The following is a 21,308-nucleotide window of genomic DNA, read 5'->3' as shown; positions in this document are numbered from 1 at the left end:
GTCGCCGCTCAGTCGCCGTCGGAACGGTCGAAGTAGACCCAGTCCGGGGCACCCGGATCGGCCACGTGCAGCATGTTCTCCAGCGCGTCGTAGTGCGTCATCGGATAGCGGACCACCCGCCGCAGCAGTTCCTTGGCCACGTGCAGCGCGGAGAGTTCCTGGTCGCCGACGAGCAGCAGCACCTCCACCGGCTGACCGACCAGATAGTCATGCAGGTCACCGGCGAGCCGGGTGAAGTGCGTGTTGTGCGCGTACAGCCCGAGGAAGTCCCGGTGGGTGCAGACGCGGCGACGCCGCGACCGGACCCGGAAGCCGAGCGCCCCGGCCACCGCCACCGTCACCGCGCCGGTGTCCACCCGGCCGTCCCCGGCCAGGAAGGGACCGTCGTACAGCTCCCGCAGCCGGGCCAGGGTGCCGGGTCGGTCGGTCAGCCCCAATGTGTACCAGGACCGTGCGGCGACCTTGCGGTCCACGTTGCGCAGCCCCCAGCGCACCCCCGCCGCCGAGGTGTCGACCTCGTAGCGGGTGGCCCGCCGGTCGTAGGCGGCGTGCACCCCACGTACCGCGTCGCGGGCCAGCCGCCGGTCGCAGGTGGCGTACGGCCCGGCGAGGATATCCGGCTTGAGCAGCATCAGGGCGTCCGACGACGGGCTCACGACGGCTCCCCGGCGGTGAACCGGCGCACCAGCAGGTCCAGCAGCCCCAGCAGGCGCTCGAGCTCGGCGACCGGCACGGTGTCGCCCAGCCCCAACCGTAGACAGCCCGTCACCGGGTCCTCGACCACGTCGTAGCCGAGGTGGTGCCCGGTCAGGAAGGCGTCGATCCGGGTCAGCACCCCCGCGTCGAGGGTGGTCCGGACCCGGACGGTCAGGTCCCCGCCCGGCTGCCGGGGGGCGCACTCGGCCCACGCCCGGGTGGCCGCCCACTGCGCCACCAGGGCGTACCGCTGCCGCACCGCCGCCTCGACGCTGCCCGGCTCGGACTCCGCCCGGGCCCGGACGGCATGCGCCAGCAGAACGAGGTCGGTCATCCCGGCGACGCCGTCGACCCCGGCGAGCCGGTGCAGCGTCGGCAGGAAGTGCCCGGCGTCGCCGAGACGCTCGTGGCGCAGCCGGGCGGCGGTCACGGCGCGCTCGGACAGGACCAGCACGGTGCCGCCGGGCGGTACGCCGAACAGCCAGCTCGGGCAGAGGAACCCGACGTCGAGCCGCTCCATCACGGAGCCCGTCAGCGGGGCACCGGTACGCGACAGGTCCACCGCCAGCCAGCGGTCCGCCGCCCGACCGTCCCCGTGCGGGCCGGGCAGCTCGCGGAGCACCACCCCGACGGCCTCCGGCCCCGGCTCGTCGGTGGGGGCGGCGACTGCCGGCCAGCCCTGCCGCGCCACGACCGCCGCCCGCCACCGGTCGGCCGTGTCCCCGTCGCCCCGGATGGTGAGGTGGGCCGCCCAGTCCTCCAGGGCCACCGCCCGCCCTACCACGTCAGGTGGCGTCGGCAGCACCGTGCAGTGGTATCCCGCCGGCACCCGCAGCAGGTCGCGGAGCTCGGCGAGGACCGAGGCGGTGAACTCGGTGATCGACCGGCCGCCGTGCCGGCCCAGCAGCACCGGCCCGGAACTGGTCAGCGCGGCCAACCGCCGCTCGGGTACCGGGACGCAGGCACCGCCGAGGCGGGGCTCCCGGGGAACCAGCCGGTCCGGGACGTCGTGCAGGTCGACTCCGCCGGTGACCGTCGCCGTCATGCCGGTCCCCGGGCGAGCCGCCGCAGGTAGGGGCCGACGACGCCGTCGGGTGCCGCCTCGACGAGGGTACGGAGCCGGGCGGTCAGCAGGGTCAGGTCGGTCGGCAGGTCGGGTGCGGCGGCGACCAGCCGGTCGGCCACCCAGTCGCGGGATTCCTGGTGTGCCCCCGGGCGGCGCAGCAGCCGTACCAGCCACTTGCGACTCGGGTTGGTCTCCCCGCCGAGGGCGAGGGCCAGCTGGCCGGTGTGCACCAGCGCCTCCCGGAGCATCCAGCCCGCGGACTCCATCCGCCCGGCGGACAGCTCACCCTGCACGTCGCGCGCCCGGTTGAGCGCGGTCACCCCGTGCAGGTTGGCCAGGTACGCGTCGAGCCGGTCGCAGCCGAGGTCGACGCCCCACCGGCGCAGCCCTGTCGCCCCCAGCAGCGGCTGCCCGGTGCGTATCCGGTGCAGCACCTTGAGGTCGTTCTCGCTGTCGAGTTGCGCGATGCCCCCGTCGCCGGTGATCGAGGCGAGGCAGCCGGCGAAGGAGGTGGCCAACTCGGTCAGGGCGGCCGGGTCGAGGATCGACAGGTTGATCTCGCGGGACTCCAGGAGACCGATGGTGCCGTTCTTCTCCCGGCGTCGGCTGGTGGTGGCGGTACCGGTCACGCCGGCGGCGGCCACCAGGTAGACGTCCAGGTCGGAGCCGTCGTTGGCCAGCCCGTCGACCATGGAGCCGGCGAGGAAGAGCACCGGGTCGTCGAGGTCGGGGACCGCCGCCCGGACGGCCGCGACGATCATCTCCCCGTGCTGGTCGGCGAGCGTTACGGTCATGACCTCCCCCTTCGACGCGATCGGCAGCGGGCGGCGAACTCCGCGAAGATCCCCTCGTTGAGCGGGGTGTCCTCGGGGCGACGTTCGAAGTGCCACTGGAAACCCAGCACGAAGCGGCGCGGCCAGTCGACGCTGACCGCCTCGACCAGACCGTCGGGTGCCTCGGCCTCGACCCGTACGCTGTCGGGCAGGTCGGTCACCACCTGCGAGTGCGCGGAGTTGACCCGCACCGGTCCAGCTACCCGGGCCGGCCCGGGTAGCTGGGCCAGTAGGCCGCCCTCGCGGATGCGCAGCTCGTGGGCCGGTGCCCACCTGCCGTCCCCGCCGTCGTCGGCGAGCCGATGCGGGACGCCCGTGTCGGTGACCTCGCGCAGCCGGCCGCCACAGTGCACGACAATCTCCTGCATGCCCCGGCAACTGCCGAGTACCGGCAGGTCGGGCAGCTCGTCGGCGGCGCTGAGCAGGGTCAGCGCCGCCTCGTCCCGGGCCTCGTCGTACTCCCGGTCCGGCACCGGCCGGTCAGCCGTCGGGTAGCGGCTCGGGTGCAGGTAGGAGCCGCTACCGGGCAGGACCAGCCCGTCGAGGGCGCGTAGCGTGCCGCCGAGCAGGTCCGGCCGGACGGTGGGGACGAGCACGGGGCAGACCGGTCCGAGCCGCGCCAGCTGCGTCACGAGGACGTCGTTGACCCGGGAGTAGGTGCTGCCGTTGGCCCGCCGCTTCTGGCAGGCCAGCACCCCGACCACCGGCAGGTCGACCGGGCTGGTCATCCCGCGCCGGCCCAGCGGCGCAGATCGGCCACGACGGCCGGGGCACCGTGCGGGTCGTCGGTGGTGAGCACCGCTGCCACGGCGGGTTCCTGCGGCGTGGACCAGTCGGCGGCGGCGCGTACCGCCGGGTGGGTCGCCACCCGGTCGAGCAGGTCACCGACCGAGCGGCCGGCGGCCGGCAGCACGGTCATCACCGCCCCGCAGGTGTACGGAGCGGGCGCGGTCGTCGCGCCGGTGGCGAGCAGGTCGACCAGCGACCGGTACGGCAGCAGCCGCCCCCCGGTGGCGAACGGCACGAGATGTGAGTTGATCAGATCCCCGCCGAGCCGGGCACCCACCTCGAGCACCACCGGTCCACCGGGAGTCAGCCGCAGGTCGACGTGGAAGCCACCCGACTCCAGACCCACCGCCCGGACGGCTTCGCAGGCGGCGGTCCGGATCTGTTCGGCCGCGGTGGGGTCGAGCGCGGACGGCACGACGGTGACGTGGGTCCTCCGGTCGTCATCGACGGTCTTGTCGGCGATGGCGTAGGGCACCGGGTCGCCGTCGCGGACCAGCCCGGCGACCGAGTGTTCGGTGCCGGAGACGAACTCCTCCACCACGAACGCGGTGGACGGCAGGTAGTTCTTGGCGGTGGTGGCGAACAGTGCGGCCAGGTCGGTGTCGGCGTGCACCGCGGTCGTGCCCCGGCCCCCCGACGAGTGCGCCAACTTGAACAGCAGCGGCGCGGCGGTGCCCAGGTCGGCGACGGCTGCCCGCAGGTCTGCCAGGGTGGCGCCGGCCCGCCAGCGCGGGTTCACCCCGTACGGCTCCAGCACCTTGCGCTGGGCGGTCTTGTCGCCGCAGGTCAACGCGCCCGCGACACCGACGCCGGCGAGGTCGAGCGCGGCGGCCAGCCGGGCGGTGGTCTCGACGTGGCGGTCACCCCAGCAGACGACCACGCCCGGCGGCGGATCCAGGCCGCGCAGTCGGGCGGCCAGCGACCCGGCCAGCGCGGCCGGCGCGACGGTGGGGTCGAACCGGCTCGTCCCGCCCACGGCCAGGCCGGTGTAGGCCGGGTCGAGGTCCGATACGAGGTGGGTGGCGTAGCCCAGGTCGGTGCCGGCAGCCAGCTCGGCTCGCCACTCCAGCGGCGGTCGTCGTAGTCCGATGTGGACGGCAGTCTTCGCGCAGGCCATGGTCAGTCAACATACCTGTCGTAGTCGCTCTCGGTGAGCGGGATGGTGATCCGGAAATCCGCGAGCGCCTGGTGCACCTGGAGGATGTCGTCGGCTATCGGCTGGATGGCCGCCAGGTCGGCCGGCTGGAACCGGGGCTCCGCCGTCCGCGCGAAACGCAGGTCAGCCAGCCCGTTGAGCGGCACGCCCCGCACCGTCACCGGGCGGGGGGTCCGCAACGCGAACCTGATCCGCGCCCGTACGTGGCCGGCGTGCACCCGGTCCTCGTGCACCGACACGTCGGGCAGGCCGGGGGCGAAGAAGTAGTCGCGGGCCGCCAGCGGGTCGGCCCCGACCGTGCGCAGGGTGTCGGGCAGGAAGTGCCAGGTGTTGTACTTCATCCGCTCCGAGATGCTGCGCAGCACCGCCGGTCCCTCGGCGCTGCGGGCCCGTTCCACCACGAAGCAGAAGAACTTCTCCGGCTCCCAGCGTTGCAGGCTGTCGTAGTCGCCCGCGGCACACAGGTCGGTGAACGCGGCGTAGTCGCGGACCCCGCGCGACATGGCGTAGTCGGCACCGGTGTTGACCAGGGCCCTGGCCAGCAGTTTCCGCAGCAGGGCGACGGCGACGGCGGCCCGCTGCTCCGGCGCGGCGTCGGCGACCTGCTGGTGGTGTTCCCGGCTGCGGGGCCGGGCGACGTCCAGCCCGAGGCGCTGCTCCACCTTGCGGAACGTCCGCCCGTTGACCGACCGGTAGATCAACCCGCCGGCTGCCTCGATCGCCCGCTGACGGGTCGTCCGCAGCGCCGCGACCAGGTCGTCGGTGGGGACGTCGTCCCCCGCCGGACAGTCGACCGCCGGGCCTGCCCCGAAGCCGGCCCAGTAGGCGTGCCGGGCGACCAGGTGCGCCCGGACCTGCCAGTAGCCGACCTGGAGGAAGTTGAGTTCCTTGAGCAGCCGGCTGGGCCCGACCGACGCCACCGTGGTCAGGGCGTAGAAGAGCTGGACGGACGCGTCGGGCCACTCGGCGACCGTGTCGCCGGTCAGGCCGCTCAACGTGCACCGGGGGCTGCCCGGCCGGACCGCGCCACCGCTGAGGTTGGGCGGGTCGTAGATGTTGGTGAAGGTCTGCCCGGCGACGAAGACGATCACCGGGCCGGCGTGCGCCAGCACCCGCCGCAGGGCGGTGAGGCGCGCGTCGATCTCGGCCGGGTCCAGGGCGGCCAGCCCGGCGCGGGCCCGGGCGAGCCCGTCGGCCTCCCGGGCGAGCAGTGCGGCGTACCGGCGGGCCTGTGCCGGTGCCAGGGCCGGCCCGGCCCGCAGGCACAGGACCGGCGCGCAGCCGGTCGGGGCGGTCGCGCCGGCCAGGACGTGTGGGCGGGCGGAGTGCCGGTCGACGGCGACCAGATGGGTGGTGCCGCCGTCGCCTGGGTCCACGACGTCCACCGTGCCGGCGTACGCCGTCAGCGTCTCGTACCAGGAACGGTCCAGCGGTGCGAGGCTCGCCTCGGCGACCTCCGGCTCGACCTCGCCGTTGCTGGTGAGCGCCTGCGTGAGAAGGGTCCGCAGCATGGCTACCGGTACGGGTCGTCGTGGCTGCCGGGCAGCGCCCAGTCCTCGTCCGTCGACGCCGACCACTCCGGACGCGGGTGGATCGAGTCGACCGGGCAGGCCCGGACGCAGAGCTGGCAGCCGGAACAGAGCTCCGGGACGATGTACAACTCGGTGAACCCGCGGTTGAACACCGCCCCCAGCGCCGGTGGGCAGTGCCGTACGCAGGCATCGCAATTGATGCACGTCGTCGGGTCGATAGCGTACGGAGAACGCTTCCATTTTTCGTAGCGCTGCTGCGACTCAATGCGGTCCAGGCGTCCCCTAGGCACAGCACCCCCCAAACTGTCAGCCAGGATCGAGAAAAACTTCCATGCCTGTGGAGAGGCTCACGTGGCACCGAAAGGCGAATGTCAACATTGACTTACGTCGCTGCGGAGACGATACCGGAGGTGGTGTTCCAGTAGCAAGGGGTGAACATCAGGCCACTTTTTAGGTACGAAGCGGACATGATTCCCGTCTATCCGGGCAAATCCGAACACTCTCCGTCGGTCGGGGCCGTCGCTGTTGTTGAGCGGGGAAACAATTCGAGTCCAGCCACCTGTATAGTCATCGATCGTTCTCATGCGCGAATTCAGGAGTGTTTGTGGCGGTCGGTGTTTCTTCCGAGGCTCTTATCCTCGCCGTCCGCGCCCGGCTGCGGATCGCCCGGCTGGCGGTACGGGCCGGCCCCGCCGTGGTGGGTGCCGCCGTACTGGTCAACACCGTGCTGGGCGTCCTGCCGGTGGTCTTCATCGTCGCCTCCAGCCGGATGCTCGGCGCGCTGCCACAGGCCGTCGCCGACGGCAGCGGCTCCCCGGCCTGGCCCCGGGTCGTCGAGCACTTCCTGGTGGCCTGCGCGGCGCTGGCCGCCCAGCAGGTCGTCGCGGGACTACAGAACCTGATCGCCGAGGAGGTCGCCCGGCGGATCGACGGCCAGGTCTTCGACCGGCTGATCGTCGCCTCGCTGCGCACCCCGGAACTCACCCCGCTGGAGGACCCCGAGCTGCTCGACCAGCTCAGCACGGCCGTCCGTGAACTGGAGGCCGGCGTGCACAGCCCCGGGTGGGCCTGCGCCGGGCTGCTCAACCTGATCGCGCGGTACGTCCAACTGATCGGCTGCGCGGCCGCCATCGGCGTCGCGTTCGCCTGGCCCGCCGCCGTCGCCGCGCTGGCCGCGATGCTGTTGCTGCGCCACGGCCAACGGGGTGGCCTTCGCAGGTACTCGCAGATCTGGTCGTACGTCGCCGCCACCCGCCGCCGCGCCGACTACTACCGGAACCTGGCCGTGTCGGGCCCGGCCGCGAAGGAGATCCGGATCTTCGGCCTGCTCGACTGGCTCAGCGAGCGTTACCGCACGACGTACCTCGCCGTGCTGCGGCGGGTCTGGGCCGAGCGCCGGCGCATCTACCTGCGCCCGTTCTGGTGGTACGCCGGCTTCGCGCTGGCCGGCATGGCCGCGGTCCTGGCCGCCGTCGGTCACGCCGCGGGCCGGACCCTGCCCCTGACCGAGTTGGCTCTGGTGGTGCAGGCCGCGTTGGCGGCGCTGCGGCTCGGCGACTTCTATCCGGAATCCGACGTGCAGACCCAGTTCGGCATGAACGCCTACGACGCCGTCCGGCGTTTCGAGCGGGCCGTCGCCCGGTTCGGACCACCGCCGCAGCCCGCCGCGGCACCACCACGACCCGCTGCCGCACCACCATCCGCCACCGCCCCGCCGACCGTACGTTTCGAGAACGTCAGCTTCCGGTACCCGGGTCAACCGCGACCGGTCTTCGAGCGGCTGAACCTCACCCTCGGCGGTGGCCGGTGCACCGCGCTGGTGGGTGTCAACGGCGCCGGAAAGACCACCCTGGTCAAGTTGCTGGCCCGGCTGTACACACCGGACGAGGGGCGGATCACGGTCGACGGCCGCGACATCCGCGACCTCGACCTGGACACCTGGCGGTCCCGCTTCGGCATGGTCTTCCAGGACTTCAACCGGTACGAGGCGACAGCCGCCGACAACATCGCGCTGGGCGCGGTCGGGCACCTCGACGACCGGCCGGGCATCCGCCGGGCCGCCGCCCGGGCCGGCATCCTGCCGCTGCTGGAGAACCTGCCCCGGGGCCTCGACACGCCGCTGGCCCGTCAGCTGACCGACGGGGTGGACCTGTCGGGCGGGCAGTGGCAGCGCATCGCCATCGCCCGAGCGCTGTTCGCCCTGGACAAGGGGGCCGCCATCCTGGTCCTGGACGAGCCGACGGCCAGTCTCGACGTCCGGGCGGAGGCCCGCTTCTTCGACGAGTTCGTCGGCCTCACCCGGGGCGTGACGAGCCTGCTCATCTCGCACCGCTTCTCCACCGTCCGGCACGCCGACCGGATCGTGGTCCTCGCCGACGGCGTGGTCGTCGAAGAGGGCTCACACGAGGAACTGCTCGCCGCCGGTGACCGGTACGCCACCCTGTTCCGCCTTCAGGCGCAGCGGTTCGTCGACGACGGGCCACCGCCGGAGCGGCCACCGGCAGTCGACGGTCCGGCGGCTGAGGAACCGGTGGCCGGCCCGGTCCGGCCCGGCGGGCCGGTGGTGGCCGGCCGGGACCACGAGGTGCACGGATGATCTCCCTGGCACGGGCCATGGTCGAGCTGTTCGCCACCGGCTGGCGGTTGAGCCGTTGGCGGATCGTGACCGCCACCGTCCTGGTGATCGTCGGCACGATGTGTACGCCGCTGCTCGGTCTCGGCGTGAAGTGGCTGACCGACGAGGCGGTGGCCGGCCGGCCCGGGCGGGCGGCGCTGGCCGGCCTGGCCACTGCGGCGGTGGCGCTCGCCGCGCTGACCTTCGGGCACTTCGCGCACATCGCCCACTTCGAACTCTCCGAGCTGTGCGTGCTCGACTACGACCGGCGGCTGATCACCCTATCCAACGGTTCGCCCGGCATCGCCCACCACGAGGACCCGGCCCACGCCGACCGGATCACCGTCCTGCAACCGGAGATCCAACGGTTGCGGACCTCGCTACAGACCCTGCTCAACACGATCGGGCTGTTCACCGCCATGGTCGTGGCCGGAGTGCTGCTGGTCACGCTCGACCCGCTGATGCTGCTCCTGCCGCTGGCCGCGATCCCACCGCTGCTGGCCGGGCGGCGGGCCGAGGGGATCGTGGACCGGGCGAAGACCGCCGGCGCGCAGGACACCCGGATCGCCCTGAACCTGTTCCACCTGGCCACCGACGCGGCAGCCGCCAAGGAACTGCGGGTTTACCGGTTGGCCGGCGAGGTCCGTCGCCGGCACGCCGACGCCTGGCAGCGGACCACCCGGTCGATGCGCCGGGCGCACCGCAGGGCGGTGGCGGTGCAGGCCGGCGGGCAGCTCGTCTTCGCCGCCGCCTACCTGGCCGCGGTGCTCTTCGTGCTCCGCGAGGCGGTCGGTGGTCGCCGGTCGGTCGGCGACGTCGTGCTCACTGTCATCCTGACCGCGCAGATCAGCCAACTGGTGTCGGGCGCGGTGGCCGAGCTGCGCGAGCTGCAGCGGATGACGGGCACCCTGCGGCGGCTACGCGAGCTGGCCGCCTCCGTCGCACCCACCCCACCGACCCTCACCGCGCCGGTCGCCGACCCGCCGGAGCGGTTCACCACCGGGATCGACCTGGTCGACGTGGCGTTCCGGTATCCGGGCACCGATGCCCCGGTGCTGCGGGACGTCACCCTGCACCTGCCGGCCGGCGCCACCGTGGCCGTCGTGGGGGAGAACGGCGCCGGCAAGAGCACGCTGGTCAAACTGCTGTGCGGTTTCTACCCGCCGTCCGCCGGGCAGGTGCTGCTCGACGGAGTGGACCTGCGGGATGTGCCGTTGACCGTCTGGCGGGAACGGATCGCCGCCGGCTTCCAGGACTTCGTCCGCTTCGAGCTGCTGGCCCGGGAGACGGTGGGCGTCGGTGACCTTCCCCGGATCGAATCGACGCCGGCCGTCCTCGCCGCCCTCGACCGGGCCCGGGCGGCCGACGTGCTGGCCCGGCTGCCCGACGGTCTGGACACCCCGCTGGGCGGTTCCCACCCGGACGGGACCGACCTGTCCGGCGGCCAGTGGCAGAAGCTGGCCCTGGGTCGGGCCCTGATGCGGGCACGACCGCTGTTGCTGGTCCTCGACGAGCCCACCTCGGCGCTGGACCCGGCGGCCGAACACGCGTTGTTCTCCCGGTACGCGCAGCAGGCGAGCCGGGTGGCCGCGCAGAGTGGCGCGGTGACCGTGTTCGTGTCGCACCGGTTCTCCACCGTCCGGATGGCCGATCTCATCGTCGTGGTGGCCGGTGGACGGGTCGCCGAGTTCGGCGATCACGCCACCCTGGTCCGGGCCGGCGGCCACTATGCCGACCTCTACCACCTCCAGTCACAGGCATACCGGTGACCGGCGGGCACTCCGCGTGACCCGCCTTCCATTCAGTGCAAGCCGTGCTCCCCGGTGCCGACCCCGAGCGGAATGATCTGTGTTCATCGATGTTCTGTCCGGTGGGAGGTCGTGCGGATGGAGTTCGCCCGGGACCAGTGGTACGTGGCGGCCCACGGCGTCGAGGTGGGCCGGGACCTGCTCGCCCGTACCGTGCTCGGTGAACCGCTGGTGCTGTACCGCACCGGGGAAGGGGAGGCGGTGGCGCTCGCCGACCGGTGCGTGCACCGGCGTTACCCGCTGTCGCAGAGCCGGCTCGACGGGGACACCGTCGTCTGCGGCTACCACGGCTTCACCTACGACCCGACCGGCACCTGCGTCTTCGTCCCAGGACAGCGGCGGATTCCGCGTACCGCGCGGGTCGCGGCGTACCCGGTGGTCGAGCAGGACTCCTTCGTCTGGGTGTGGATCGGCGACCGGGAGCGGGCCGACCCGGCCACGATCCCCCGCGCGCCGTGGCTGGCCGACCCCCGGTATGCGGTGGTCCGTGGCATGGCCCCGCTGGACGCCCGCTACGGCCTGCTGGTGGACAACCTGATGGACCTGTCCCATGAGACCTACCTGCACGGCGGCTACATCGGCACGCCGGAGGTGGCGGACACCCCGATCACCACCGAGGTGGACGAGGACCGGGGCGTGGTGCACGTCAGCCGGCACATGGACGACGCGGAGTGCCCGCCGTTCTACGCCCGCTCGACCGGCATCCAGGGCCGGATCACCCGCTGGCAGGACATCGAGTACCACCCGCCGTGCCTCTACCTGCTGCACAGCCGGATCGCCCCGCAGGGCGTCTACCCGCCCGCGCAGGGGGAGGACAGCGCCGCCTTCCACGCCGAGATCGTCTACGCCATCACCCCGTCGACCGCGCACAGCACGTACGACTTCTGGGCGGTGGCGCGGGACTTCGCGGTCGACGACGAATCGGTCAGCGAGTACCTGCACCGGAGCAATCACACGGTGGTGATGCAGGACGTCGCGGCGTTGAACGTGCTGGAGCGGGTGATCGCGGCCGAACCGGAGCGGTACCAGGAGCTGAGCATCAACATCGACACCGGTGGGCTGGCCGCCCGGCGGCTGCTGGCCCGGCTCGTCGGGTCGGGGACGGTGGGAGCGCCCCGGTGACGCCCGGGGCCGACGGGGGACGGGTCTACCGGGTGCACTGGGTGCCGGGCACCGACACCCTGCGGGGCACCTGCCACTGCGGAGCGCAGCGGCTCGCCGAGGAACCTGTCGCGTTGTGGCAGTGGCTGCTCGACCATCCGCGGGGCCACCACCTCCCGACCGTGCCGGCGGCCGACTCGACCGGTCGACAGGCGGTGCCGGCGTGACCGCGACGGAAATGGTGGTGGTCGCCCGGCAGCCGGTGGCCGCCGGGGTCGTCGAGTTCGGCCTGGCCCGCGCCGACGGCGCGGCGCTGCCCGGCTGGGAGCCGGGCGCGCACGTCGACCTGGAACTGGGCCCGGGGCTGCTGCGGCAGTACTCCCTGTGCGGTGACCCGGCCGACCGGTCCGTCCTGCGGATCGCGGTGCAGCGGGAGGCGGCGGGGCGCGGCGGCTCCCGGGCGGCGCACGAGCGGCTCACCGTCGGCGGCACCGTCCGGGTGCACGGTCCCCGCAACACGTTCCCGCTGGTCGCGGCCCGGCGGTACCGCTTCGTCGCCGGAGGCATCGGGATCACCCCGATCGTGGCGATGGTCGCCGCCGCCGACGCCGCGGGCGCGGACTGGCACCTGGCGTACGGCGGACGGACCCGCGCCGCGATGGCGTACGCCACCGGGCTGCGCGACCGCTACGGCGACCGGGTCGACCTGTATCCGCAGGACGAGACCGGGCTGCTCGACCTGGCGGGGCTGCTGGCCGGGCCCGGCGACGGCCCCGTCTACTGCTGCGGCCCGGAGTCGCTGGTGCGGGCGGTGGAGGAACACTGCCGGGACTGGCCACCCGGCCGGCTGCACGTCGAGCGGTTCGCCCCCCGGGACGACACCGCCGGCCCGGACACGGCGATCGAGGTGGAACTCGCGCTGTCCGGCCGGACGGTGACCGTGCCGCCGGGGGTGCCGATCCTGCGGGCGGTGCAGGAGGCCGGGGTGCCGGTCCTGTCGTCCTGCCGGGAGGGCACCTGCGGCACCTGCGAGACCCCGGTGCTGGCCGGGGTGCCGGAGCACCGCGACAGCCTGCTGTCCGCGCAGGACCGCGCCGCCGGGGACACCATGCTGATCTGTGTCTCGCGGGCCCGTACCCCCCGGCTCGTCCTGGAGCTGTGACCGGCCGGCGCGGGCGGGGAGGATGGTGGGATGCGCGGGCAGCCGGGTCGGACGGTGACCAGCCGGGTGCTGGCGCTGCTCGACGCGTTCAGCCCGGCCAGTCCGGCCCTGACGCTCAGTGAGCTGGCCCGCCGGGCCGGGTTGCCGCTGTCCACCGTGCACCGCCGGGTGGCCGAACTGCTGGCCTGGGGTGCGTTGGAGCGCGGCGCGGACGGGCGGTACCGGATCGGCCTGCGGCTGTGGGAGGTGGGTTCGCTCGCGCCCCGGGGCCTGGGGTTGCGCGAGGTCGCCCTGCCGGTGATGGAGGACCTGTACGAGGTGACGCACGAGAACGTGCAGCTCGCCGTCCGGCAGGGTCTCGAACTGGTCTTCATCGAACGGATCGCCGGCCGGCAGGCGGTGCCGGTGCGTACCCGGGTGGGCGGCCGGTTCGCGTTGCACGCCACCGGGGTCGGGCTGGTGCTGCTCGCCCACGCCCCGGCCGAGGTGCAGGAACGGGTGCTGGCCGCGCCGCTGGAGCGGTACACCGCGTTGACCGTCACCGATCCGGCGCGGCTACGTCGCTGCCTGGCCGAGGTGCGCCGGGTCGGGTACGCGGTCAGCGACCGGCAGGTCACCATGGACGCCCTGTCGGTGGCCGCACCGATCCGGGCCCCGGAGGGGGTGGTGGCGGCGCTGTCGCTGGTGGTCGCCCACGACCGGGCGGACCCGGTGGCGCTGGCCCCGCTGGTGCAGGCGGCGGGCCGGGTGCTGTCCCGGGCCCTGGGCAGCACGCCCCGGTGAGGGGGTTCAGTCGGGGAAGGCCAGCAGCCGCAGCAGCCGGGCCAGTCGGGCCTGGTCCTGTGCCGGCACGACGGACAGCGAGTCGATCCCCACGGCGCGGACGGCGTCGCGGGCGCGGGCGAACAGGTCCCGGCCGGCGTCGGTGGCGACGAGGACGTTGGCCCGCCGGTCGGCGGGGTCGGCGTGCCGTTCGACGAGGTGCCGCTGTTCCAGCCCGTCGACGAGGGCGACGACCTGGCTCGGGTCGAGCCGCAGGAACTCGGCGAGTTCCCGTTGGGTCGGGCGGACGTCGTCGGCGGCCAGCGCGAGCACCGAGTAGGAGCGGGCCTTCAGGCCGTGGGTGGCCAGGGCGGCGTTCGCCGCGGCGAGGGCGAGCGCGTTGGCGCGGGCCAGCAGGAAGCTCAGGTCACCGGCGAGCGCGCTGTCCCGCAGCCGGTCGCTGCCGGTCGACCGGGTCCGTTCGGCGGGCATGGCGACGATGGTAGCAAGCTTCTTGAATAATTGACATTCTCAATGGTTCGTGCTCAGATCGCATCGACGGAAGGGAATGCCCATGTCACTGGACGGCAAAGTCGCCATCGTCACCGGCTCCGGGCGCGGCCTCGGCCTGGCCTATGTCCGGGAGTTGGCGCGGCGGGGTGCCCGCGTCGTGGTCAACGACGTCGACGCCGACGCCACGGCCGAGGCGGTGGCCACGATCGAGGCGTCCGGCGGGCGGGCCGTCGGGGTGACCGCGCCGGTGGGCCCGACCGCGACCGCCGAGGAACTGGTCGACACCGCACTCGCCGCGTTCGGCCGGCTCGACGCCCTGGTCACCAACGCCGGCGTCCTGCGCGACACCGTGCTGTGGAAGATGAGCGACGACGACTTCGACACCGTCGTCACCGTGCACCTGCGCGGCACCTTCACCACCGTCCGCGCGGCGGTGCGGCACATGCGGCAGGCCGGCGGGGGCGGCCGGATCATCTGCATCGGCTCGCCCACCGGGCAGCGGGGCACCTTCGGCCAGACCAACTACGCGGCGGCCAAGGCGGGCATCGTCGGCATGGTCCGCACCTGGGCGCTGGAACTGAAGCGGGCCGGCATCACCGCCAACACCGTCGTCCCGGTCGCCGCGACCGCGATGACCGCCACCGTCCCCTACTTCGCCGCCGCCGTACGCGCCGAGGCCGACGGTGAGCCGATGCCCGCGTTCTTCCGGCACGACCTCGGCTTCGGCACCGTCGACGACGTGGCCGGCCTGGTCGCCTTCCTCGCCTCCGACGCGGCTGCCCAGGTCACCGGGCAGGTGATCGGGGTCGGCGGCGACCGCCTGCAGATCTGGACCCACCCGGAGGCGGCGTTGACCGCCTACCGCGAGGGCGGCTGGACCTACGACGCGCTGGTCGAGGCCTGGCCGACGACGTTCGACGGGGCCACGCAGACCGTCGGCGAACGCTTCCCCGAGCTGCCCGCCCCGTTCCAGCCGGCGACCCCCTGACCCGGCCCGCGCCAACCGACCCCCGAGACCGACCCGCCGGACCGGACCGACGGAGGCCGCCCCCGTGTACCAGCCCGCGATCGACCTCGACGCCGTCACCGCGATCGACATGCACGTGCACATCGAGGTCGACGACCACGGCCACGCCTCGCTGCCCGAACCGCTGGTGGCCGCCGTGTCGAAGTACTTCCGCACCGACGGGCCCCGACCCGCCGTCGACGCGGTGGCCCGGTACTACCGCGAACGGCGGATGGCCGCCGTCGTCTTCACCGTCGACGCGGGCACCCAACTGCGGCACCCGCCGCTGTCCAGCGCCGGGATCGCCCGAGCCGCCGCCGAACACGCCGACGTGCTCATCCCCTTCGGGTCGGTCGACCCGCGCACCGGCCCGGCGGCCCTCGACCTCGCCGCCCGGCTGATCGAGCAGGAGGGGGTACGCGGGTTCAAGTTCCACCCCACCGTGCAGGGCTTCGACCCCGGCGACGGGACGTACGCCCCGCTGTGGGCCCTGATCGAGCGCGCCGGCCTTCCGGCGATCTTCCACACCGGACAGACCGGCATCGGCGCGGGCCTGCCCGGCGGGTTCGGCCTGCGGCTCGGACTGTCCAACCCGATGCTGCTCGACCCGGTCGCCGCCGACTTCCCCGACCTGCAGATCGTCATGGCCCACCCGTCGGTGCCCTGGCAGGACGAGGCGCTGTCGGTGGCCACCCACAAACCCAACACCTGGATCGACCTGTCCGGCTGGAGCCCGAAGTACTTCCCGGCCGCGCTGGTGCGCCACGCCAACACGGTGCTGAGGCACCGGGTGCTGTTCGGCACCGACTACCCGCTGCTGACCCCCGACCGGTGGCTGCGTGACGTGGCGGCCACCGACCTGAGGCCGGAGGTGCTCCCGGGCATCCTCAAGGACAACGCGGCCCGGCTGCTGGGCCTCGCCCCGCACCGACGAGAGGAGTCGCCATGACGACGACCATCACCTACGACCAGCTCGCCGACCTCGCCGGCACCGACCTGGGGCACACCGGCTACCGGACGGTCACCCAGGACCAGGTGAACCTGTTCGCCGACGCCACCGACGACCACCAGTGGATCCACGTCGACCCGCAGCGGGCCACGGCCGGCCCGTTCGGCGCACCGATCGCCCACGGTTTCCTCACCCTGTCGCTGGCCGTGCCGTTCTGGACCGAGCTGCTGGAGGTCAAGGGCGTGACCACCAAGGTGAACTACGGCCTCGACCGGGTGCGCTTCCCCGCGCCGGTCGTGGTCGGCGCGCGGGTGCGGATGCGGGCCACCGTCGTCGAGGTGACCGAGGTGCGGGGCGGCTACCAGCTCACCGTCGACCAGACCATCGAGATCGAGGGCGGCACCAAGCCGGCGGTGGTCGCCCGGGGGTTGTACCGCTTCCACGCCTGAGACCCCGGGCGTCCGGCCAGGTCATCATCCCACCTCCACCACCAGGAGACCGCTGATGCACCAGCACGGAATCGACGCCTGGGTCACCCGGCGTCGGCTCAGGTCCCCGGACAAGGTCGCCCTCGTGCACGGCGCGGGCGCGACCGTCACCTACGCGCAGTTCGCCGACGCCGTGGACCGGGTCGCGGCGGTGCTGCGGGAGCACGGCGTCGGCACCGGCGACACCGTCGCCTACCTGGGCGAGAACAGCCCGGAGTTCCTCCAGGTGATGTTCGGGGCGGTGCGGCTCGGTGCCGTGTTCGTGCCGGTCAACACCCGGCTCGCACCCCCCGAGATCGGCCACGTGCTGACCGACTGCGCGGCCCGGGTGCTCATCCACGACCCGGACTTCGCGGTGCCGGTGGCCGCCGCGCTGCCGACCGCCCGGCCGCCACGGGTGCTGGTCACCGGCGAGGGCATCCCGGACCGGCCGGGACTGGCGACGCTGACCCGCGACGCCGACCCGGCACCGGCCGGGCACGCCGACCCCGGCCCCACCGACCCGGCGGCGATCGTCTACACCTCGGGCACCACCGGCCGGGCCAAGGGCGCGGTGCTCACCCACGGCAACCTGACCTGGGTGGCGCTCAACTGCGTGGTCGACTACGACGTCGTCTCCACCGACGTGGCGCTGATGATCTCGCCGCTGTTCCACGTCGCCTCGCTGGGGATGGGCGCCCTGCCCGTCATCCTCAAGGGGGCCACCATGGTCATCGAGCGGGGCTTCGAACCGGGCCGGGCGCTCGCGCAGATCGCCCGGCACCGGGTCACCATGCTCAGCGGCGTGCCGACCACCTACCAGCTGCTGGCCGACCATCCCGACTGGGCCTCGACCGACCTGTCCACCCTGACGAAGCTCACCTGCGGCGGGTCCGCCGTGCCCACCCGCATCCTCGACGCGTACGAGGCGCGCGGCCTGTCGTTCTCCCAGGGGTACGGGATGACCGAGGCGTCGCCGGGCGCGACCGCGCTGCCGCCGGCGATGACCCGGGCCAAGCAGGGCAGCGTCGGCCTGCCGCACTTCTTCACCGACGTGCGGGTCACCGACCCGACCGGTGCGGTGCTGCCCGCCGGTGCGGTCGGTCAGATCGAGGTGGCCGGGCCCAACGTCTTCCCCGGCTACCACGGCCTGCCGGAGGCGACCGCCGAGGCGTTCACCGCCGACGGCTGGTTCCGCTCCGGCGACCTGGGCCGCCTGGACGACGACGGTTACCTCTACGTCTCCGGCCGACTCAAGGACATGATCATCTCGGGTGGCGAGAACATCTATCCGGCCGAGGTCGAACTGCTGCTCGGCGAGATCGACGGGGTGGTCTCGGCGGCCGTGATCGGGGTGCCGGACGACCGCTGGGGCGAGGTGCCGTGGGCCGTGCTGACCGTCCGGCCGGGGGCGTCGGTGGACACCGGCACCGTCCGGGCCCACCTCGACGGCCGGGTCGCCCGCTACAAGCTGCCGAAGAACGTGGTCATCGTGGACGAGTTGCCGCGCACCGCGTCGGGGAAGGTCAGGAAGGCCGAGCTGCGGGCGCGGTTCGCCCGCTGACCGTGGGCCGGTGGGTGACCAGGGCGGCGAACTCCGCCGTGGACGCCTCGGCCAGCGCCCGGTGTGCCCGGCGGTAGGTCTGCGCCGACCGGGCGGCCGGCCACTGGGCGTCCATGAACTCGGCGGGCAGCCTCGGGTCGGCCCGCAGCAGCGCCAGCCAGTCCGCCACCAGCATCGTGCGCAGGGTCAACGCGCCCGCCGTCGTCGCCGTGGTCGCGGCCGGGTCGGCCCACCTGTCGATGAACGCCAGGTGCTCGCGCCGGATCGCCTCGATGTCCCAGGCGGCGCGGACGCTGTCGCCGATCGGGAAGCCGGCGAGTTCACGGGCGTGGAAGGCGACCACGGGGTGCGGGGCGAGATCCCGGCGCAGCGGCTCCAACGACCCGGCGAGGTCGACCTCGCCCGGGGCCAGCCACAGCCCGTCGCGGATCGGCGCGAAGCCCTCCCAGGTGAGGGTGGAGCGCAGCCGGTGCCGCAGCGTCCGCTGCTCCTCCGGGATCGAGAAGGTGACGAGCGTCCAGCCGCTGCCCTGCGGGTCGAACGGCCGGGGCCCGCGCACCCGGTAGGTCGCCTCGCGCAGCACCGCCGTCCCGTGCTCGGTCAGCGAGAACAGCGTCTCCCGACCGCTGCGGCCCCGGGCGAGGACGCCGCTGCGCACCAGCCGGTCGAGGGTGGCCCGGGTCGCCGGCGCGGCGACCCCCGCCCCCTCCAGGACGGTGATCAGGACACTGGCCCGGATCGGACCGGTGTCGCCGTCGACGACGTGTTCGCCGAAGAAGGCGAGCACCAGTTGCTTCGGCTGCCGCCTAGCCACGGTCATCCCCTCCGACGCCCGGCGCGCTCACGGCGCGGGTCGCGGCGCCACATGCTGCCCGCGTCTGGCCCGCTGGATCTCGCCGTAGACGTGCGTGCGCAGTTCGGTGAACCGGGGCAGGGCGCGGGTGGTGATCTGGTCGCGTTCGGCCGGCAGGTCGATCACCAGGTCCTCGCGTACCCGGGTCGGCGCGTGGGACAGCACCAGCACCCGCTGCCCCAGGTAGACCGACTCGTCGATGTCGTGGGTGACGAACAGCACCGAGATTCCGCGTCGGGCGTGCAGCTCCCGCACCAGGTCCTCCAGGTCGGCCCGGGTCTGCGCGTCCACCGCCGCGAACGGCTCGTCCATGATCAGGACCTCCGGCTGGTACGCGACGGCCCGCGCGATCGCCACCCGCTGCTGCATCCCGCCGGAGAGCTGCCACGGGTGGCTGCGGGCGGCGTGCGCCAGGCCCACCGCGTCGAGCGCGTCGTCGACCAGGGTGTGCCGCTGCGCGCGGGACAGCCGCTTGTGCCGCAGCGGCAGTTCGACGTTGCCGCGTACGGTCAGCCACGGGTAGAGGCTGCGGCCGTACTCCTGGAACACCACGGCCATCGCGGGGCTCGGACCGGTCACCGGCGCGCCGTGCATCTCGACGGTGCCGCCGGTCGGGCGCAGCAGCCCGGCGAGGCACTTCAGCAGGGTGGTCTTGCCGCACCCGGACGGTCCGACGATACAGACGAGCTCGCCGGCGTCCATCGTGAAGCTGAGGTCCCCGATCGCCTCGACGTCGCCGGTGCGGGCCCGGAAGACCTTGTTCAGCTGCGTCACCCGCAGCAGGGTGCCCCGGTCAGACACGGTTGACCTCCCTGATTCCGTGGTACCAGCGCAGCACGCGCCGTTCGACGACCCCGAAGACGACGGCGAGCAGCACGCCGACCCCGCCGAGCAGCAGGATGCCGCTCCACATCTCGGCGACGAGGTAGTTGCGTTGGAAGTAGGCGATCCGGTAGCCCAGACCGGCCGACGAGGCGAACATCTCGGAGATGACCATCAGGATGAGCGCGACCGAGAGGGCCTGCCGGACCCCGGCCATGATCCGGGGGCTGGCGGCGGGGAGCACCAGGAACCACAGCCGCTCCCACCGGGTGATCCGGAAGGACCGCGCGGTCTGCGTCAGCACGCTGTCGGTGCCCCGCACCCCCTCGACGGTGTTGAGCAGGATCGGCCAGACCGCGCCGGAGACGATCACCACGACCTTCATGGTGTCGGTGATGCCGAGCAGGAGCATCGCTACCGGGATCAGCACCGGCGGCGGGACGGCCCGGAGGAACTCCAGCAGCGGTTCGAGCAGTTCGCGCAGCCACGGGGTCAGGCCGATGACGGTGCCGGCGGCGACGCCGAGCACGATCGACGCGGCGACCCCGAGGCCGAGGCGGTAGAGGCTGGGCAGCACGTCCTGCACGAACGCCGGCCCGATCCAGGTGTCGACGAAGGCGTCGGCGATCGTCGCCGGGTCGGGGAAGAACCGGTTCGTCGCCCTGGTCGCCACCAGGCCCCAGAGCACCAGCAGCAGCATCGGCAGCCCGAGCGCGTGCAGCAGGCCCGCCGCGGCCCGCGTACCGGCCCGGCGGCGGCGTGGCGCGGCGACGACCCGGCCCGGGTGCGCGGTCACAGCGCCCGCTCCCCACGGACGGACTCGTGCCAGGACAGCGTCCGCCGTTCGACGAACCGGAAGACGAGGTTCACCGCCAACCCGAGCAGGCCGGTGACCACGACGAGGGCGTACAGGCCGACCGCGTCGCCGCCGGAGCGGGACAGCTCGATCATGCGGCCGAGGCCGGGGTTGCCGATCACCATCTCGGCGGTGACGGCCAGGATGAGCGCCACCGCCGCCGCCAGCCGCAGGCCCGTCATCAGGTACGGCAGGGTGGTCGGCAGGACGAGGTGCGTCCACTGCTCGCGGCGGCGCAGGCCGAAGCTGCGCGCGGTGTCCCGGGCGACCGCGTCGACGTCGGCGACCCCGTAGATCACCTGCACGAACACCTGCCAGAACGACGCGTAGACGATGATGACCAGGGCGGCCTGCCGCTGGATGCCGAACATCAGCACGGCGAGCGGGATGAGCGCGACCGACGGGATGGGGCGCAGGAACTCGACCATCGTGTGGGTCGTACGGCGCAGGAACGGCACCAGGCCGACGAGGGTGCCGAGGGCGACGGCGGCGAGGGTCGCCACGGTCAGCCCGATCGCCCAGGAGGTCATGGTGCTGCCGAGCCGCCGCCAGAACGCCAGGTCGACGAGCTGTTCGGCGAGCCGGGCCAGCACGTCCGTCACGTACGGCAGGTACTGCGGGTCGATCAGGCCCAGCGTCGGGATCGCCTGCCAGCCGACGAGGAAGGCGGCCAGGCCGGTGACGCCCAGCAGCGTCCTGCGCAGCGCGGGTGGCCGTCGGGTGGTGGGCACGGGCGGGTCACCTCCGAGGGTGGCGTCG

22 protein-coding genes are annotated in these 21,308 nt (G+C 73.4%); 10 read left to right on the top strand and 12 right to left on the bottom strand.

Annotated features, from left to right (window positions below; genetic code table 11):
• Nucleotides 1-8: 8 nt before the first annotated feature.
• The 7 genes from ACN260_RS16905 to ACN260_RS16875 are packed head-to-tail and all read right to left on the bottom strand — an operon-like array spanning nt 9 to nt 6,362.
• On the bottom strand, nt 9-656 hold the full coding sequence (locus ACN260_RS16905; protein WP_422752023.1) for a hypothetical protein: 648 nt from the start codon (nt 654-656) through the stop codon (nt 9-11).
• Entirely contained in the window at nt 653-1,741 is a 1,089-nt protein-coding gene (locus ACN260_RS16900) for a hypothetical protein (RefSeq protein ID WP_422752022.1), read from the bottom strand. Before ACN260_RS16900 ends, ACN260_RS16905 begins: the two co-directional genes overlap by 4 nt.
• A complete protein-coding gene (locus ACN260_RS16895; protein ID WP_422752021.1) occupies nt 1,738-2,556 on the bottom strand; it encodes a hypothetical protein in 819 nt (272 codons plus the stop codon). Before ACN260_RS16895 ends, ACN260_RS16900 begins: the two co-directional genes overlap by 4 nt.
• Nucleotides 2,553-3,323, bottom strand: a complete 771-nt coding sequence (locus tag ACN260_RS16890; RefSeq protein ID WP_422752020.1) for a gamma-glutamyl-gamma-aminobutyrate hydrolase family protein — start codon at nt 3,321-3,323, stop codon at nt 2,553-2,555. Before ACN260_RS16890 ends, ACN260_RS16895 begins: the two co-directional genes overlap by 4 nt.
• Complete coding sequence (locus ACN260_RS16885) at nt 3,320-4,501, bottom strand: ATP-grasp domain-containing protein (RefSeq protein WP_422752019.1); 1,182 nt, start codon at nt 4,499-4,501, stop codon at nt 3,320-3,322. Before ACN260_RS16885 ends, ACN260_RS16890 begins: the two co-directional genes overlap by 4 nt.
• Nucleotides 4,502-4,503: 2 nt before the next feature.
• Nucleotides 4,504-6,051, bottom strand: a complete 1,548-nt coding sequence (locus ACN260_RS16880) for a hypothetical protein (protein ID WP_422752018.1) — start codon at nt 6,049-6,051, stop codon at nt 4,504-4,506.
• A gap of 2 nt (nt 6,052-6,053) precedes the next feature.
• Nucleotides 6,054-6,362 carry a 4Fe-4S dicluster domain-containing protein gene (locus tag ACN260_RS16875; RefSeq protein WP_422752017.1) on the bottom strand — a complete coding sequence of 103 codons (309 nt, stop codon included), beginning with the start codon at nt 6,360-6,362 and terminating at the stop codon, nt 6,054-6,056.
• Nucleotides 6,363-6,676: 314 nt separating this feature from the next.
• Between ACN260_RS16875 and ACN260_RS16870 the strand changes: the two genes are divergently transcribed.
• The 6 genes from ACN260_RS16870 to ACN260_RS16845 all read left to right on the top strand — a co-directional run bounded on the left by ACN260_RS16870 (nt 6,677) and on the right by ACN260_RS16845 (nt 13,540).
• A complete protein-coding gene (locus ACN260_RS16870; RefSeq protein WP_422752016.1) occupies nt 6,677-8,668 on the top strand; it encodes an ABC transporter ATP-binding protein in 1,992 nt (663 codons plus the stop codon).
• Nucleotides 8,665-10,455, top strand: a complete 1,791-nt coding sequence (locus tag ACN260_RS16865) for an ABC transporter ATP-binding protein (protein WP_422752015.1) — start codon at nt 8,665-8,667, stop codon at nt 10,453-10,455. The genes ACN260_RS16870 and ACN260_RS16865 overlap by 4 nt, the downstream gene beginning before the upstream one ends.
• Nucleotides 10,456-10,572: 117 nt before the next feature.
• Complete coding sequence (locus tag ACN260_RS16860; RefSeq protein ID WP_422752014.1) at nt 10,573-11,616, top strand: Rieske 2Fe-2S domain-containing protein; 1,044 nt, start codon at nt 10,573-10,575, stop codon at nt 11,614-11,616.
• Nucleotides 11,613-11,822 (top strand): hypothetical protein, encoded by a 210-nt coding sequence (locus ACN260_RS16855; protein ID WP_422752013.1) that lies wholly within the window; start codon nt 11,613-11,615, stop codon nt 11,820-11,822. Before ACN260_RS16860 ends, ACN260_RS16855 begins: the two co-directional genes overlap by 4 nt.
• Nucleotides 11,819-12,757: a PDR/VanB family oxidoreductase gene (locus ACN260_RS16850; protein ID WP_422752012.1), complete on the top strand. Its 939-nt coding sequence runs from the start codon at nt 11,819-11,821 to the stop codon at nt 12,755-12,757. The genes ACN260_RS16855 and ACN260_RS16850 overlap by 4 nt, the downstream gene beginning before the upstream one ends.
• Before the next feature lie 30 nt (nt 12,758-12,787).
• On the top strand, nt 12,788-13,540 hold the full coding sequence (locus ACN260_RS16845) for an IclR family transcriptional regulator (protein ID WP_422752011.1): 753 nt from the start codon (nt 12,788-12,790) through the stop codon (nt 13,538-13,540).
• Between the two features lie 6 nt (nt 13,541-13,546).
• On the opposite strand, the gene ACN260_RS16840 is transcribed toward ACN260_RS16845, so the two are convergent.
• Nucleotides 13,547-14,011 (bottom strand): MarR family winged helix-turn-helix transcriptional regulator, encoded by a 465-nt coding sequence (locus ACN260_RS16840; RefSeq protein WP_145920501.1) that lies wholly within the window; start codon nt 14,009-14,011, stop codon nt 13,547-13,549.
• A gap of 82 nt (nt 14,012-14,093) precedes the next feature.
• On the opposite strand from ACN260_RS16840, the gene ACN260_RS16835 reads away from it, so the two are divergent.
• The 4 genes from ACN260_RS16835 (at nt 14,094) to ACN260_RS16820 (ending at nt 18,018) form a co-directional block, all read left to right on the top strand.
• The gene (locus tag ACN260_RS16835; protein WP_422752010.1) at nt 14,094-15,020 is read left to right on the top strand and encodes an SDR family oxidoreductase; all 927 of its coding nucleotides are present in this window, start codon (nt 14,094-14,096) and stop codon (nt 15,018-15,020) included.
• Between the two features lie 64 nt (nt 15,021-15,084).
• A complete protein-coding gene (locus ACN260_RS16830) occupies nt 15,085-15,987 on the top strand; it encodes an amidohydrolase family protein (RefSeq protein ID WP_422752009.1) in 903 nt (300 codons plus the stop codon).
• Nucleotides 15,984-16,436, top strand: coding sequence for a MaoC family dehydratase (locus tag ACN260_RS16825; RefSeq protein WP_422752008.1), 453 nt, complete (start codon nt 15,984-15,986; stop codon nt 16,434-16,436). Before ACN260_RS16830 ends, ACN260_RS16825 begins: the two co-directional genes overlap by 4 nt.
• Nucleotides 16,437-16,491: 55 nt before the next feature.
• Nucleotides 16,492-18,018 (top strand): acyl-CoA synthetase, encoded by a 1,527-nt coding sequence (locus ACN260_RS16820; RefSeq protein ID WP_422752007.1) that lies wholly within the window; start codon nt 16,492-16,494, stop codon nt 18,016-18,018.
• On the opposite strand, the gene ACN260_RS16815 is transcribed toward ACN260_RS16820, so the two are convergent.
• Genes ACN260_RS16815 through ACN260_RS16800 form a run of 4 tightly spaced genes read right to left on the bottom strand, consistent with a single transcriptional unit; the run spans nt 17,981 to nt 21,280 of the window.
• A complete protein-coding gene (locus ACN260_RS16815; RefSeq protein WP_422752006.1) occupies nt 17,981-18,838 on the bottom strand; it encodes a PaaX family transcriptional regulator C-terminal domain-containing protein in 858 nt (285 codons plus the stop codon). The genes ACN260_RS16820 and ACN260_RS16815 overlap by 38 nt on opposite strands.
• 21 nt (nt 18,839-18,859) lie before the next feature.
• Complete coding sequence (locus tag ACN260_RS16810) at nt 18,860-19,672, bottom strand: ABC transporter ATP-binding protein (RefSeq protein WP_422752005.1); 813 nt, start codon at nt 19,670-19,672, stop codon at nt 18,860-18,862.
• Entirely contained in the window at nt 19,665-20,489 is an 825-nt protein-coding gene (locus ACN260_RS16805) for an ABC transporter permease (protein WP_422752004.1), read from the bottom strand. The genes ACN260_RS16810 and ACN260_RS16805 overlap by 8 nt, the downstream gene beginning before the upstream one ends.
• Nucleotides 20,486-21,280: an ABC transporter permease gene (locus tag ACN260_RS16800; RefSeq protein ID WP_422752003.1), complete on the bottom strand. Its 795-nt coding sequence runs from the start codon at nt 21,278-21,280 to the stop codon at nt 20,486-20,488. The genes ACN260_RS16805 and ACN260_RS16800 overlap by 4 nt, the downstream gene beginning before the upstream one ends.
• Between the last annotated feature and the right edge of the window lie 28 nt (nt 21,281-21,308).

The sequence above is a fragment of the Micromonospora sp. WMMD708 genome, assembly GCF_049315245.1.
GTDB classification, from domain to species: Bacteria; Actinomycetota; Actinomycetes; order Mycobacteriales; family Micromonosporaceae; genus Micromonospora; species Micromonospora wenchangensis.
This window is presented reverse-complemented; position numbering and strand designations above follow the sequence as displayed.

Coding starts and splice junctions, on each gene's coding strand:
- ACN260_RS16880 (WP_422752018.1), bottom strand. CDS start 6,051: ATGCTGCGGACCCTTCTCACGCAGGCGCTCACCAGCAACGGCGAGGTC.
- ACN260_RS16815 (WP_422752006.1), bottom strand. CDS start 18,838: ATGACCGTGGCTAGGCGGCAGCCGAAGCAACTGGTGCTCGCCTTCTTC.
- ACN260_RS16840 (WP_145920501.1), bottom strand. CDS start 14,011: ATGCCCGCCGAACGGACCCGGTCGACCGGCAGCGACCGGCTGCGGGAC.
- ACN260_RS16820 (WP_422752007.1), top strand. CDS start 16,492: ATGCACCAGCACGGAATCGACGCCTGGGTCACCCGGCGTCGGCTCAGG.
- ACN260_RS16825 (WP_422752008.1), top strand. CDS start 15,984: ATGACGACGACCATCACCTACGACCAGCTCGCCGACCTCGCCGGCACC.
- ACN260_RS16865 (WP_422752015.1), top strand. CDS start 8,665: ATGATCTCCCTGGCACGGGCCATGGTCGAGCTGTTCGCCACCGGCTGG.
- ACN260_RS16845 (WP_422752011.1), top strand. CDS start 12,788: ATGCGCGGGCAGCCGGGTCGGACGGTGACCAGCCGGGTGCTGGCGCTG.
- ACN260_RS16895 (WP_422752021.1), bottom strand. CDS start 2,556: ATGACCGTAACGCTCGCCGACCAGCACGGGGAGATGATCGTCGCGGCC.
- ACN260_RS16890 (WP_422752020.1), bottom strand. CDS start 3,323: ATGACCAGCCCGGTCGACCTGCCGGTGGTCGGGGTGCTGGCCTGCCAG.
- ACN260_RS16900 (WP_422752022.1), bottom strand. CDS start 1,741: ATGACGGCGACGGTCACCGGCGGAGTCGACCTGCACGACGTCCCGGAC.
- ACN260_RS16835 (WP_422752010.1), top strand. CDS start 14,094: ATGTCACTGGACGGCAAAGTCGCCATCGTCACCGGCTCCGGGCGCGGC.
- ACN260_RS16860 (WP_422752014.1), top strand. CDS start 10,573: ATGGAGTTCGCCCGGGACCAGTGGTACGTGGCGGCCCACGGCGTCGAG.
- ACN260_RS16885 (WP_422752019.1), bottom strand. CDS start 4,501: ATGGCCTGCGCGAAGACTGCCGTCCACATCGGACTACGACGACCGCCG.